The sequence below is a fragment of the Pseudomonas sp. O230 genome (genome assembly GCF_045447035.1).
Taxonomy (GTDB): domain Bacteria; phylum Pseudomonadota; class Gammaproteobacteria; order Pseudomonadales; family Pseudomonadaceae; genus Aquipseudomonas.
The window spans coordinates 316,438-330,079 of record NZ_JBJGXN010000011.1; the positions used below are offsets into that span (position 1 = coordinate 316,438).

A 13,642-nucleotide genomic window follows, 5' to 3' on the forward strand; every position below is an offset into this window, starting at 1 on the left:
GTGGGAGCGAGCTTGCTCGCGATGGCGTCGTATCAGTCAACATCAATGTTGAATGACTAACCGCTATCGCGAGCAAGCTCGCTCCCACAGGGATCGGGTCTTGAGTGACTTAACCGCGGTGACGACCGCGGAAGTAGTTGATCAGGCCTTGGGTGGAGGCGTCATCAGCCGGGGTTTCTTCGCTGCCGACCAGGCGGTTGTAGACGCCTTTGCCCAACTCTTTACCCAGTTCCACGCCCCACTGATCGAAGGCGTTGATGCCCCAGACCACGCTTTGCACGAAGACTTTGTGTTCGTACATCGCCACCAGTGCGCCGAGACGACGCGGGCTGATGCGTTCGACCACCAGGGTGTTGCTCGGGCGGTTGCCCGGGATCACCTTGTGCGGCGCAAGTTTCTGCACCTCGGCTTCGGCCATGCCCTTGTCACGCAGCTCGGCTTCGGCCTCGGCGCGGGTCTTGCCGAGCATCAGTGCCTGGCTTTGCGACAGGCAGTTGGCGTACAGCCACTGGTGGTGATCGGACACCGGGTTGAAGCTGACGATCGGCACAATGAAGTCGGCCGGAATCAGTTGGGTGCCCTGGTGCAGCAACTGGTGATACGCGTGCTGACCGTTGCAACCCACGCCGCCCCAGATTACCGGACCGGTGTCGGTGGACACCGGCGTGCCGTCCTGGCGCACGCTCTTGCCATTGGATTCCATGTCCAGCTGTTGCAAGTGCTTGGTGATGTTGCGCAGGTAGTGGTCGTACGGCAGGATCGCGTGGCTTTGCGCGCCCCAGAAGTTGCCGTACCAGACACCGAGCAAGGCCAGCAGCACCGGCATGTTCTGCTCGAACGGTGCGCTCTGGAAATGCTGGTCCATGGTGTAGGCACCGGACAGCAGTTCCTTGAAGTTGGACATGCCGATGGCCAGGGCAATCGGCAAGCCGATGGCCGACCACAGCGAGTAACGGCCGCCAACCCAGTCCCACATCGGGAAGATGTTTTCTTCGCGGATACCGAACGCCACGGCGGCGGCGTTGTTGCTTGAGACCGCGATGAAGTGACGATACAGCTCGGCTTCCGAACCGCCCTGAGCCAGGTACCAGGCGCGAGCGGCCTGGGCGTTTTTCAGGGTTTCGAGGGTATTGAAGGATTTCGACGAGACGATGAACAGCGTGGTCTCGGCGCGCAGCTTCATGGTCAGTTCGTGGAACTCACTGCCATCGATGTTCGCCAGGTAGTGGCAGCGCACGCCTTTCTGGGCGTAGGACAGCAGCGCTTCGGACACCAGCTCCGGGCCGAGGAACGAGCCACCGATGCCGATGTTCACCACGTCTGTGATCGGCTTTTCGGAATAGCCGCGCCACAGACCGTCGTGGATGCGGCCCACGAGGTCGGTGATCTGGTTCAACACCTTGTGTACTTCCGGCATCACGTTGACGCCGTTGACCGACAGTTTTTCGCCCACTGGACGGCGCAACGCGGTGTGCAGGGCCGGACGCCCTTCGGAAGAGTTGACGATTTCGCCTTCGAACAGCGCCTTGATCGCGCCCTGAAGGTCGACTTCGTTGGCCAGGCCCACCAGCAGGTTGCGGGTCTCGGCGTTGATCAGGTTCTTCGAGTAGTCGAGAAACAGGCCGCAGCTGCTGAGGGTGAATTGGGTAAAGCGCTGCGGATCGGCATTGAAGGCTTCGCGCATGCTGAAATCCTGCATGGCTTGGCGGTGGTCATTCAGCGCCTGCCAGGCGGGCAGAGCGGTCACGTCTTGAGGAGTGCGGTAGTACGCCATCGCTGCGGGTTTCCTTTTTACTTGAACGGCCTTTTGAACACTAAAAATCCCGGAGCGCTGCGGGTGGGCGTCCGGTCAACTGCGTCGACACGATTTCATGGCACAGGGCGAATACAGTAAACCTCGCGCTGCGATCTGTCTTGACTTTGTCTGACCCGTTCCCGGTACTTTTTTGTACATGAAGCAGGGAACGGTCCGACAAACGGAAGAGAAGATTCGGTCAGGCGACCTGAACCGGAATGGCATTGCTGGTGTGGCTCAACTCGTTACCCGGCGCCATGTAGAGCATGCGCGGCTTGAAGTTGAGCAGTTCGGCTTCGCTGTAGTGAGCGTAAGCACAGATGATCACGCGGTCGCCGACCTTGGCCTTGTGGGCGGCGGCGCCGTTGACCGAGATCATGCGCGAGCCTTCTTCGCCACGAATCGCGTAGGTGGTGAAGCGTTCGCCGTTGTCGACGTTGTAGATCTGGATCTGTTCGTATTCACGGATGCCGGACAAGTCCAGCCATTCGCCGTCGATGGCGCAAGAACCTTCGTAATCGAGTACTGCGTGGGTGACTTCGGCGCGATGCAGCTTGGCCTTGAGCATGATGGCGTGCATGAGTGTTTCCCAGGTCGGAATCGAACGGCGGGCAGTTTGCCCGAAGGCAATGTGGGCAGCAATACAGGGGGGCGGGAGCAGCCCTCTGTAGGGGCCGGCTTGCTGGCGATGGCATCACCTCGGTCTGGCAGATGCACCGCAGTGATGCCATCGCCAGCAAGCCGGCTCCTGAAAGGGAGTTGTGGTGTTTTATGCGGTGGCGTCGAGACTCAGGTGCAGGTTGTCGATCAACCGCGTGGTGCCGAGGAACGCCGCGACCAGAATCACCAGGTCGCGATCTTGCGCAGTCGCCGGACGCAACGTCAGCGCATGGCGGATTTCCAGGTAATCGGTGCGCAAACCCGCTGCCTCAAGCTGCTTGGTCTGTGCGTCGATCAACGCAGGATAATCGCGTTCACCTTGTTTAATGGCTTCGGCAATCGACGACAGCGTGCGATATACAACCGGCGCCACGGCCCGCTGTTCTTCACTGAGAAACCCATTGCGCGATGACAGCGCCAGCCCATCGGCCGCACGCACCGTCGGCTCGCCGATGATCTGGATCGGCATGTTCAGGTCATGCACCAGCGCGCGAATCACGGCCAGTTGCTGGAAGTCTTTCTGGCCAAAGATCGCCAGGTCCGGCTGGACCATGTTGAACAGTTTGCTGACCACCGTCGCCACACCTTCGAAGTGCCCCGGACGGCTGGCGCCGCACAGGCCTTCTGACAGTTGCGGAACGCTGACGCGGGTCTGGCCGGTCATGCCGTCGGGGTACATTTCTTCAACGGTCGGCGCGAACAGCAAGTGGCAACCGGCCTGGAACAGTTGTTCCTGGTCCGCTGCCAGGGTGCGCGGGTACTTGTCGAGGTCTTCGCCGGCGCCGAATTGCAACGGGTTGACGAAAATGCTCGCAACGACGAAATCTGCGCGCTGGCTGGCTTTGGTGATCAGCGCAATATGGCCGCTGTGCAGGTTGCCCATGGTCGGTACGAAGGCAATGCGCTTGCCTTCACCGCGGGCGCGGGCCACGGCGGCCCGCAGTTCGCGTACGGTTTTTACGGTGTTCATGCAGAGAATCCGTGTTCGATACCAGGGAAAGTCGCCGCTTTGACTTCAGTAACGTAAGCGCTCAGGGCCGCTTGAATACTGGTTTGGCCGTTCATGAAGTTCTTCACGAATTTTGGCACTCGGCCAGTGATCGACAGGCCGAGCATGTCGTGCAGTACCAGGACCTGGCCGTCGGTGCTGCTGCCGGCGCCGATACCGATTACCGGAATCCCCACCGCCTGGGTAATTTCCTGGGCCAGTTCGCTCGGTACGCATTCGAGCAGCAGCATGGCGGCACCGGCCTGTTCCAGGGCGATGGCGTCGGCGCGCATCTGCCGGGCCTGGTTTTCGCTACGGCCCTGGACTTTGTAACCGCCCAGAATGTTCACCGATTGTGGCGTCAGGCCCATGTGCGCGCACACCGGGATGCCGCGCTCGGCCAGCAGACGGATCGAATCCGCGAGCCACAATGCACCTTCGACCTTGACCATGTGCGCACCGGCCTGCATCAGCAGGGCGCTGTTGGTCATGGTTTGTTCGAGAGTGGCGTAGGCCATGAAAGGCAGGTCGGCGAGGATCAGCGCGTCGGTGTTACCGCGTTTGACGGCGGCGACGTGGTAAGCCATCTCGGCAGTGGTCACCGGCAAGGTGCTGTCGTGACCTTGCAGAACCATGCCGAGGGAGTCGCCCACCAGCAGCACTTCGACGCCAGCCTCATTGCAGGCGTGGGCGAAGGTTGCGTCATAGCAGGTCAGCATGGTGATTTTTTCACCTTTTTGCTTGAGACCTTGCAGAGTGGTCAGGGTGATGGCTGGCATGAAAAGTTCCTCATTCAGGCGCTGTGGAAACTACTGCGAGTAACGCGCGTGATTCTTCGTTAAATACAGGCGCACGGTCTGTTGTCGTGCTTTTAAGGCCTGGATTGCGCCCTTTAACGCCGTGTTGGTGGCAGCGGGACGCCTATAGTCGTGAGGAGAACTCGGGAAGTCAATTGCGTGTGTTACCGCATTGTTACGCGTGGGGTGTTACCGGGGTAACTGATGCGATTCAGCAGCCGCAGAACGTGTGCCCGACACAAAAACCTGCTCGCGATGGCATCGATGCGGTGTTGCAGAACGACCGCGTCGTCTGCATCGCGAGCAAGCTTGCTCCTACAGGGGGGGCGGCGTTAATTCGGCGGGAGGCGTTCGAGCCCGACAAACGGGCAGGCCGCGAGCAGTTCGGCCAAGGCACGGCCATCCGCCAAGCGCAAATCCTCCGGCGCCAACTCGGCCAGCGGATACAGAACGAACGCGCGTTCCTGCATATGGTAGTGAGGCACCTTGAGGCGAGGTTCGTCGATCAGCCGATCACCGAACAGCACGATGTCAAGATCCAGTGTGCGTGGCCCCCAGCGTTCGAGACGCTCGCGGCCCTGTCCGTTCTCGATGGCTTGCAGCGCATCAAGCAGCGCCAGCGGCGCAAGCATGCTGTCGAGGGCGGCGACCGCGTTGGTGTAACGCGGTTGGCCCGGCAGCAGCGAGTCGCTTTGATAAAACGCCGAAACCCCGACCAGTTTGCTTTGCGGCAACTGCGCCAGCGCATCGATGGCGCTGCGCAATTGTTCGGCGGGGTCAGCCAGATTGCTGCCCATGCCGATGTAGATGCGTTCCATGCTTACTCGCCCGTAGCGCTCGGTGCGCCAGCCGCGCGTTTGCGCTTGGCACCGCCGCTGCGGCGACGTTTGCGCGGCGCACCGCTGGCGCCTTCGTCCTTGCCGCTGAGGTCGCGGATCATGTCACGACGTTCGCTATCGTTAGCGTCCTGATAATCCGTCCACCATTCGCCCAGGCCATCGGTCTGCTCACCGGCGCTTTCACGCAACAGCAGGAAGTCGTAACCGGCGCGGAACCGCGGGTTGTCCAGCAACAGGTCGGCACGTTTGCCGCTGCGGCGCGGCAGACGTTCCTGCATGTCCCAGATCTCGCGGATCGGCATGGTGAAACGTTTTGGAATCGCGATCCGCTGGCACTGTTCGGCAATCAGCTCGTGCGCCGCTTCCTGCATCGCCGGAATCGGTGGCATGCCACGTTCCTGCAAGCGCAACACGCGGGCGGGCAGGGCAGGCCAGAGCAGGGCCGCAAACAGGAACGCCGGGGTCACCGGTTTGTTCTGCTTGATGCGCAGGTCGGTGTTGATCAGCGCTTCGCTGATCAGGGTGTGGGTGTAAGTCGGGTTGTATTCCAGCGCCTCGGCACTGGCCGGGAACAGCGGATCGAACAGCTGCAAGTCGACCAGCATCTCGAAGGTGTCCGCGGCGTGGCCGGAGAGGAACAGCTTGAGCACTTCTTCGAACAGGCGGGCCGAGGGGATCTCACGCAGCATCGGCGCCAGATCGCGGATCGGCAGAGCGCTGTGTTTTTCGATACCGAAATTCAGCTTGGCGGCGAAACGCACGGCACGCAGCATCCGCACCGGGTCTTCCTGGTAGCGTTGTTTCGGATCGCCGATCAGGCGGATCAGGTGGTTGCGGATGTCGTGTACGCCGTTGGCGTAGTCGAGAATGCGCTCGCTGACCGGGTCGTAATACAGGGCGTTGATGGTGAAGTCGCGGCGTTGCGCGTCTTCTTCCAGGGTGCCGTAGACGTTATCGCGCAAGATGCGTCCGCTCTCGTTGCGGGAAGACTGGTTGCTGTCTTCCTCTTCATCGTTTTGCGGGTGATTGGCGCGGAAGGTCGCGACTTCAATGATTTCGCGGCCAAAGTGGATATGCACCAGTTTGAAGCGGCGGCCGATGATCCGCGCATTCCGGAACTCGGCGCGCACCTGTTCAGGGGTGGCACTGGTGGCGACGTCAAAATCTTTCGGTGTGATGCCGAGCATCATGTCACGCACACAACCGCCGACCAGGTAAGCCTGGTAACCGGCGTTCTGCAGGCGTTCGACGATATTCACCGCGTAACGGCTGAATTGCGCCTTTTGCAGCGAATGTTGGCCGCTGTTAAGCACTTCAGGCGTGCTGCGGATGTGTTGCGTATGACGCTTGGGAGAACGGAATGACTGGAACAACTTCTTCAGCATGGGATGCACTGTTTGAAGGAATGTTCGGCCATAACGAAGAATGACCGCATGATGGGCGGGGATTCTAGCATTTAGTCAGGGGATGGTGTAGGAAGCTGCGCAAGCGCTTGAAGGGCATGTCTGGCACGGGGGTAAACGCCAGAAACTACAAGGGGAGCCGAAGCTCCCCAAGAAGTAGTTGCATGTTCTATTTTTGTTATTGGTTTCGGGCTTCTTGTTTTTGTTGAGTGCCCGCGTCATGAAGTTTTCCTTCATGACCCTCCCAATCGGGAGCCAAGAGCAAACGGATTGCTTTGGTCGCTGTGCTGTAGTGATCTTGCGATCCAACCAGTTCAGGCTCTGTCTCAAGACAGTTTTTGTTGTTCTCGGCCTGGTCGTGGGGCTAGCCCCAAATACAACGCCTCTCCAAAAGAATCAGTTAGCTGCGCCTCATGCCGTCTTGTTTTTATTGTGCGTGAGTCGATTCGTCTTATTTTTATTGTCTTGTACATTGCTTGTTATTGTTCTTGTACCAAACATATAGCAGGGTGCGTGCCAACTTTTGCGATGCCCAGCAAAACAAGGGGTTACGTCACTTGATCGGCTTTTTAGAGGCCCAAAAAAACCGGGGCTTCGTTACCGTAAGCCCCGGTTTCTGTTACGTGAAAAAACTGAGGTAACAGTTTTTTCACACAGTCATGTGTTACCCGCTCAGCTCTCGCTGGCCACCCCGGTCTTGCGCCGCGGAATCCCCAGGCGCTGACGGCGTTCCCACAGGCATTTACGACTGACGCCGAGTTTGCGTGCCAGCTCGGTTTCGGTCATGTGGTCCTGATGCTCGAGAACGAAGTGCTGGAAGTAATCTTCCAGAGACAGGTCTTCGGTCGGCTCATGATTGTTGTTGCCGGCGCCGTTGCCCTGTTGCGGAGGCAGGCCGATGAAATCGTCGTCTTCCAGGTCGCTCAGCTCGATGTCGATGCCCAGCAGCTCGGCGGAAATTTCCGGGCTCTCGCACAGGATGACTGCGCGTTCGACCGCGTTTTCCAGCTCACGCACGTTGCCCGGCCAGGAGTAATGACGAATCGCCTGCTCGGCGTCCGCGGCGAACTTCAGATCAGTGCGGTTGACCCGCGCGCTCTGGCGTGCGAGGAAGGCATTGGCGATTTCGTTGACGTCGGCACCGCGCTCGCGCAGGGCCGGCAGTTTCAGGGCAATCACGTGGAGGCGGTAGTACAAGTCTTCACGGAACTGGCCGATCTTGGCCAGGCTCTTGAGGTCGCGGTGAGTTGCCGCGATCAAGCGCACATCGACTTTCTGCGACTGCACCGAACCGACCCGGCGAATTTCGCCTTCCTGCAACACGCGCAGCAAGCGAGCCTGCGCTTCCAGCGGCAGTTCGCCGATTTCGTCGAGGAACAAGGTGCCGCCATCGGCCGCTTCCACGAGGCCGGCACGCCCGGCGCTGGCGCCGGTGAACGCGCCTTTTTCGTGGCCGAACAGTTCGGACTCGATCAGGCTTTCCGGAATGGCTGCGCAGTTCACCGAAATCATCGGTGCCTTGGCACGTCTTGAGAGGTTGTGCAGCGCGCGCGCCACCAGTTCCTTGCCGGTGCCGGACTCGCCCTGGATCAAGACATTGGAATCGGTCGGCGCGACTTTGCGGATCTTGCTGTACAGGTCCTGCATCGGTGGGCACGAACCGATGATGCCGATTTCGCCGTTGCTGTTGTCGACACCCGGTTTCGTCGCACCATTGGCGGCTTTGCCGACGGCAGGTTCACCGCTGGCCTGCACCGATTGCCGGTCACGCAGGATGCGCGCGACAGCCTGAAGCATTTCGTCATGGTCGAAAGGCTTGGCGATGTAATCCACCGCGCCCATCTTCATCGAGTCGACCGCCGAACGCAGGCTGGCGTAGCTGGTCATGATCAGCACCGGAGTGCCTTGGCCGAGTTTGATTAACTCGGTGCCCGGCGCGCCAGGCAAGCGCAAGTCGCTGACGATCAGGTCGAACGTGGGAATGGTGAAGCGTTCTTGTGCTTCCTGCACTGAACCGGCTTCGCTGACCTGGTACTGGTTGCGTTCCAGCAGGCGGCGCAAGGCGGAGCGGATAATTGTTTCGTCTTCGACGATCAAAATGTGCGGCATTGATTCGATACTCTCGACGGTCTCAGTTCACAGCGGACGTCGCTTCGACATGACGCGGCAAGGTCACCCGGATACGGGTGCCGCGTTGGCTTTGAACATCAGCCGGGCTGTCGATGGTGATTTGTCCATAATGCTCTTCAACGATGGAATAGACCAGTGCAAGGCCCAGACCGGTGCCTTCGCCAGGATCCTTGGTGGTGAAGAAAGGTTCGAACAATCGGTCCATGATGTTCTTCGGAATACCGCTGCCTTCGTCCTCCACGATCAGATCGACCGTGTGTTCGCCGGCTTCACTTTTGACCCGTACCGCACTGCCGGGAGGCGAGGCGTCACGGGCGTTTGAGAGCAGGTTGATCAACACTTGGGCGAGTCGCTGCGGATCGCCTTCGACCCAGTGATCGGGGTCGCACAGGTTGTAGAACTGCACTTCGAAATTGCGTCGGTTCAGGGCCAGCAAACCGATGGCATCCTGCGCCACTTCGGCCAGACAGACGGGCTCGTCGCTGTGCTGATGACTGCCGGCGTGGGCGAAACTCATCAGCGACTGCACGATGCGCGATACGCGTTTGGTCTGCTCCAGAATCTGCCCGCTGATTTCCTTCAGCTCGCCATCGTCTTCGCGTTCTTCGCGCAGGTTCTGCGCCAGACAGGCGATGCCGGTGATCGGGTTGCCGATTTCATGGGCCACGCCTGCAGCGAGGCGGCCAATGCTCGCCAGACGCTCGGAGTGCACCAGTTTGTCTTCGAGCATTTGCGTTTCGGTCAGGTCTTCCACCAGCAATACCAAGCCACTGTTGCCCGGCGCGAGCGGTTCGTCGATCGCTGCTTTGTGCAGGTTCAGCCAGCGGGTCTGGCCATCGAGGGCCAGGTGTTGCTTGTGCAAATGCTCGTCCGGCAGATTGATGAAGCCTTGCAGCAGCTCCTTCCACGGATCGGCGATGGTGCTCAGGCGCGAACCGACCACGCGCTGCGCGGCAATGCCGGTCAGCTCCTCCATGGCTTTGTTCCACATGAGGATTTCCTGATCCTTGGCCAGCGAACAAACGCCCATCGGCAATTCTTGCAGGGTCTGGCGGTGATAGCGGCGCAGGGCATCGAGTTCAGCGGCGAGGCCGGTGAGGCGCGAGTGGTAGTCCTCGAGTCGGCTTTCGATGAAGTGGATGTCCTCGGTGACGTAGTTTTCGCCGCCGGCCTTATAGGGCAGGAAGGTCTCAACCATGTCCTGGGCGACGCTCGGCCCCATCAGGCCCGAGAGGTTGGCCTCGATCCGGTCACGCAAGCGGCGCAAGGCGTAAGGCCGGCGCTCGTCAAACGGCAGATAAAGATCGCGCAGCGCTTGTTCGACTTCCTTTTGCGCAGCCTTGGCGCCCAAGGGTTTGGCCAGTTGCGTGGCAAACTCTTGGGGCGAGGCCGCGTGCAGTTCGCGGCGTTGCGGGCGACGCACGTTGTCCACGGCGCAGGCTTCGGCAGCGCTGGCCTCCTCGGGACTGGCGTTGGTGAACAGCGAAATCAGGGTGAACATCAGCACGTTGGCGGCCAGCGAGGCGATTGCCGCCATGTGCCAACTGGTGTCGTCCAGCACGTAGATCATGTTCAGCAGCGGGATGTAGAAGCCTTGCAGATTGCCGACCAGCGGCAACAGCATGGTCACCAGCCACACCAGAATCCCGGCCAGCAAACCGGCGATGAAGCCGCGACGATTGGCGGTCGGCCAATACAGGACAGACAGTACGCCGGGCAGGAATTGCAGCGTCGCGACAAACGCGACGATGCCGAGGTTGGCCAGATCCTGCTCCGCGCCCAGCAGCAGATAGAAGCCGTAACCGGCCATGATGATCGCGACGATCAGCGCCCGACGCGTCCACTTCAGCCAGCGGTAGATGTTGCCTTCGGCCGGTGGCTGATAAAGCGGCAGCACCAGGTGGTTCAGCGCCATCCCGGACAGTGCGAGGGTGGTGACGATGATCAGGCCGCTGGCTGCGGATAACCCGCCGATATACGCCAGTAGCGCCAGGGCTTTGCTGTTGGCGGCGATGCCGATGCCCAGCGTGAAGTATTCAGGATTGGTCGTGGCGCCCAGTTTCAGTCCGGCCCAGAGAATCAGCGGCACCGCCAGACTCATCAACAGCAGGAACAGCGGCAAGCCCCAGCTCGCACTGACCAGCGAGCGCGGGTTGAGGTTTTCGGTAAACGTCATGTGGTACATGTGCGGCATCACAATCGCCGAGGCGAAGAACACCAGCAACAGCGTGCGCCACGGGCCTTCTTGCAGCGGTGTGTGCAACGCGGCGAGGGCGGTCTGGTTTTGCAGCAACCAAAGCTCAAGCTGTTGCGGGCCGTCGAACACGCCGTACAGCGCATACAAACCAACGCCGCCAATCGCGATCAGCTTGATCACCGACTCGAATGCAATCGCGAACACCAACCCTTCGTGTTTCTCACGGGTGGCGATGTGGCGTGAGCCAAAGAAAATCGTGAACAGCGTAATCAGCGCGCAGAAGCTCAGGGCCACGCGATGCTGCACCGGCTCGCGGGTGAGGATGCCGATGGAGTCCGCCACGGCTTGAATCTGCAATGCCAGCAATGGCAGCACGCCAATCAGCATGAAAATCGTGGTCAGTGCGCCGGCCCAGGTGCTGCGGAAACGGAACGCGAACAGGTCCGCCAGTGACGACAGCTGATAGGTGCGCGTAATTTTCAGGATCGGATACAGCAACACCGGCGCCAGCAGAAATGCCCCGGAAACCCCGAGGTAGCTGGAGAGAAAACCGTAGCCGTACTGATAGGCCAGGCCCACCGTGCCGTAAAACGCCCAGGCACTGGCGTAAACACCCAGCGACAGGGTGTACGTCAGTGGGTGGCGAATGATCGCCCGGGGGATCATGCCCCGTTCGCTGATCCAGGCCACGCCGAACAGCACCGCCAGGTACGCGGCGCTGATCAGGATCATCTGGGTCAGGCTAAAGCTCATCGGCATCTTTTTGGCTCTGCAGGATGAAGGTCACGACGATCAGAATCAGCCAGAGCAGATAAGGGCGATACCAGGCGCCAGTGGCGTCGATCCACCAATCCATGATGGCCGGGGAGAACAGGTAAATCCCCACTACCAGGAGCAGGACCAAGCGATAGATGTACATCCCGGCCTCTCTTTTTTAGGCGCGTGCCCGAAAACGTGCGGCGATGGTAACGGATGGGCGCGCCACTGCAAGTCTGATCACTGTAGTTGCGCTTCGGGCAAGGTGAGTGTGCGCGGGATCTTCAGCGCATCCCAGTGTGCGATGCCCCAGTTCAGCACTTCACGTGGGGTGGCGTACGCCAGTTCGGTGCCCGGATTCTGCCCGAGCGCGCGCAATGCACGCAGTAATAAAGGCGTGGCCTGATCTTCGGTCAGCGGCGGCGAACGATAGGACTTGCCGAGCTTGTTGCCGTCAGGCTGGGTAATCAGTGGGATGTGCAGATAGCGCGGCTGCGAGAAACCCAGCAGTTCCTGTAGATAGAGCTGACGTGGCGTGGAGTCGAGCAGGTCGGCGCCACGGACGATGTCGGTGATGCCTTGCCAGGCGTCATCGAGCACCACTGCCAGTTGATAGGCGTAGAGCCCGTCGCGACGGCGGATCACGAAATCGCCGACATCCCGCCCCAGGTGCTGGCGATATTCGCCCTGCACGCGGTCGATGAAGTGGTATTCCAGCTCGGGCACACGCAGGCGAATCGCGGCGTCTTCAGTGCCATGGCCAGCATTGCGACACAAGCCCGGATAAATGCCGTGATAGGGCTCAAGCTGTTTGCGCGAACAGGTGCAGGCGTAGGCCAGGCCGTGATTGAACAGGCGATTGAGTACTTCGGCGTAGGCGTCGTGCCGGTCGCTTTGTCGGACCATTTCGCCGTCCCACTCGAAGCCGTAGCTTTCCAGTGCCTTGAGGATGGCCGCTTGGGCGCCGGGTTCTTCCCGTGGCGGATCGAGGTCTTCCATGCGCATCAACCAGCGCCCGCCCACCGAGCGCGCGTCAAGGTACGAGGCCAGCGCGGCAACCAGCGAACCGAAATGCAGGTGGCCACTGGGCGTGGGGGCGAAGCGTCCGATGTAGGAGGTGGCAGTCATATAGGCGATGTTACTTTTCCAGGCTTGCGCCAGACCTTGTGGGAGCGAGCCTGCTCGCGAAAGCGGGGTATGAAGCTGAAGGCCTCTTCGCGAGCAGGCTCGCTCCCACAGTTTTGCTGTCGGGGCAAATATCAGAAACAAAAACGGAGCGTTCGCACGCTCCGTTCTTCGTTCAAGTCGAGATTACTTGCCGACTTGCTTTTCCTTGATTTCCGCCAGGGTCTTGCAGTCAACGCACATGTCGGCGGTAGGGCGGGCTTCCAGTCGCTTGACGCCGATCTCGACGCCGCAGGACTCGCACCAGCCATATTCTTCGTCTTCGATCAATTGCAGCGTCTTGTCGATTTTCTTGATCAACTTGCGCTCACGATCACGGGCGCGCAATTCAAGGCTGAATTCTTCTTCCTGGCTGGCACGATCTGCCGGGTCAGGGAAGTTGGCCGCTTCGTCTTTCATGTGATCAACCGTGCGGTCGACTTCCTGCATCAAGTCCTGTTTCCACTTATTCAGGATCTTGGTGAAGTGAGCGCGCATGGGTTTGCCCATGTACTCCTCGCCCTTAACTTCTTTGTAGGGTTCGAAGCCGCTGATCGACTGATTTTGCTGCTTTGCTTGGGTGGGCATGAAATGGACCGCCTCTACTCTTGTAATCCATCTGCGCAGGATTGCTCCATCACCGACACCTGCCGGCCCTGCGGCTGCAAGCGGGCGAACTTACCAGATCAAATCGGGCCGCGCTACTCCCGGATGTCGAGGTAGTGGCCCGAAGGGCTTGCAAATGATTGCAAAGCCTTATCTGGTGGTGCTGGAGGCCTGATCAATTAATGATTTTAGTCAAACCTTGCGTACTCGCATGAGTCGTTTGTGGCCAGGGTCTTACCGCGTCTGACCGCTTTAGGTTCTCGCTCGTTCCTGCGCTTGGGTAGAATCGGTTTTTTTCCCTCGTTGA

At 60.0% G+C, this 13,642-nt stretch carries 11 protein-coding genes; all 11 read right to left on the minus strand.

Annotation, left to right across the window (positions count from 1 at the left end; all coding sequences use genetic code 11):
* Positions 1–109: 109 nt before the first annotated feature.
* Entirely contained in the window at positions 110–1,774 is a 1,665-nt protein-coding gene (gene pgi / locus ACI77H_RS24875) for a glucose-6-phosphate isomerase (protein ID WP_407014274.1), read from the minus strand.
* A 220-nt stretch (positions 1,775–1,994) separates the two neighbouring features.
* Positions 1,995–2,375, minus strand: a complete 381-nt coding sequence (gene panD / locus ACI77H_RS24880) for an aspartate 1-decarboxylase (protein ID WP_003228271.1) — start codon at positions 2,373–2,375, stop codon at positions 1,995–1,997.
* 189 nt (positions 2,376–2,564) lie between these two features.
* Positions 2,565–3,425 carry a pantoate--beta-alanine ligase gene (panC, locus tag ACI77H_RS24885; protein WP_407014275.1) on the minus strand — a complete coding sequence of 287 codons (861 nt, stop codon included), beginning with the start codon at positions 3,423–3,425 and terminating at the stop codon, positions 2,565–2,567.
* Positions 3,422–4,222, minus strand: coding sequence for a 3-methyl-2-oxobutanoate hydroxymethyltransferase (panB, locus tag ACI77H_RS24890; protein WP_407014276.1), 801 nt, complete (start codon positions 4,220–4,222; stop codon positions 3,422–3,424). The genes panC and panB overlap by 4 nt, the downstream gene beginning before the upstream one ends.
* Positions 4,223–4,572: 350 nt before the next feature.
* Positions 4,573–5,058: a 2-amino-4-hydroxy-6-hydroxymethyldihydropteridine diphosphokinase gene (folK, locus tag ACI77H_RS24895; protein ID WP_407014277.1), complete on the minus strand. Its 486-nt coding sequence runs from the start codon at positions 5,056–5,058 to the stop codon at positions 4,573–4,575.
* Between the two features lie 2 nt (positions 5,059–5,060).
* Complete coding sequence (locus tag ACI77H_RS24900) at positions 5,061–6,464, minus strand: polynucleotide adenylyltransferase PcnB (protein ID WP_407014278.1); 1,404 nt, start codon at positions 6,462–6,464, stop codon at positions 5,061–5,063.
* A 690-nt stretch (positions 6,465–7,154) separates the two neighbouring features.
* Positions 7,155–8,591, minus strand: a complete 1,437-nt coding sequence (locus ACI77H_RS24905) for a sigma-54-dependent transcriptional regulator (protein ID WP_407014279.1) — start codon at positions 8,589–8,591, stop codon at positions 7,155–7,157.
* A gap of 22 nt (positions 8,592–8,613) precedes the next feature.
* On the minus strand, positions 8,614–11,568 hold the full coding sequence (locus ACI77H_RS24910) for a sensor histidine kinase (protein WP_162556248.1): 2,955 nt from the start codon (positions 11,566–11,568) through the stop codon (positions 8,614–8,616).
* Positions 11,552–11,728: a hypothetical protein gene (locus tag ACI77H_RS24915; RefSeq protein WP_003176118.1), complete on the minus strand. Its 177-nt coding sequence runs from the start codon at positions 11,726–11,728 to the stop codon at positions 11,552–11,554. The genes ACI77H_RS24910 and ACI77H_RS24915 overlap by 17 nt, the downstream gene beginning before the upstream one ends.
* 77 nt (positions 11,729–11,805) lie before the next feature.
* Positions 11,806–12,693, minus strand: a complete 888-nt coding sequence (gene gluQRS / locus ACI77H_RS24920; RefSeq protein WP_407014280.1) for a tRNA glutamyl-Q(34) synthetase GluQRS — start codon at positions 12,691–12,693, stop codon at positions 11,806–11,808.
* Between the two features lie 183 nt (positions 12,694–12,876).
* The gene (gene dksA, locus ACI77H_RS24925) at positions 12,877–13,317 is read right to left on the minus strand and encodes an RNA polymerase-binding protein DksA (RefSeq protein ID WP_007902025.1); all 441 of its coding nucleotides are present in this window, start codon (positions 13,315–13,317) and stop codon (positions 12,877–12,879) included.
* Positions 13,318–13,642: the final 325 nt, after the last annotated feature.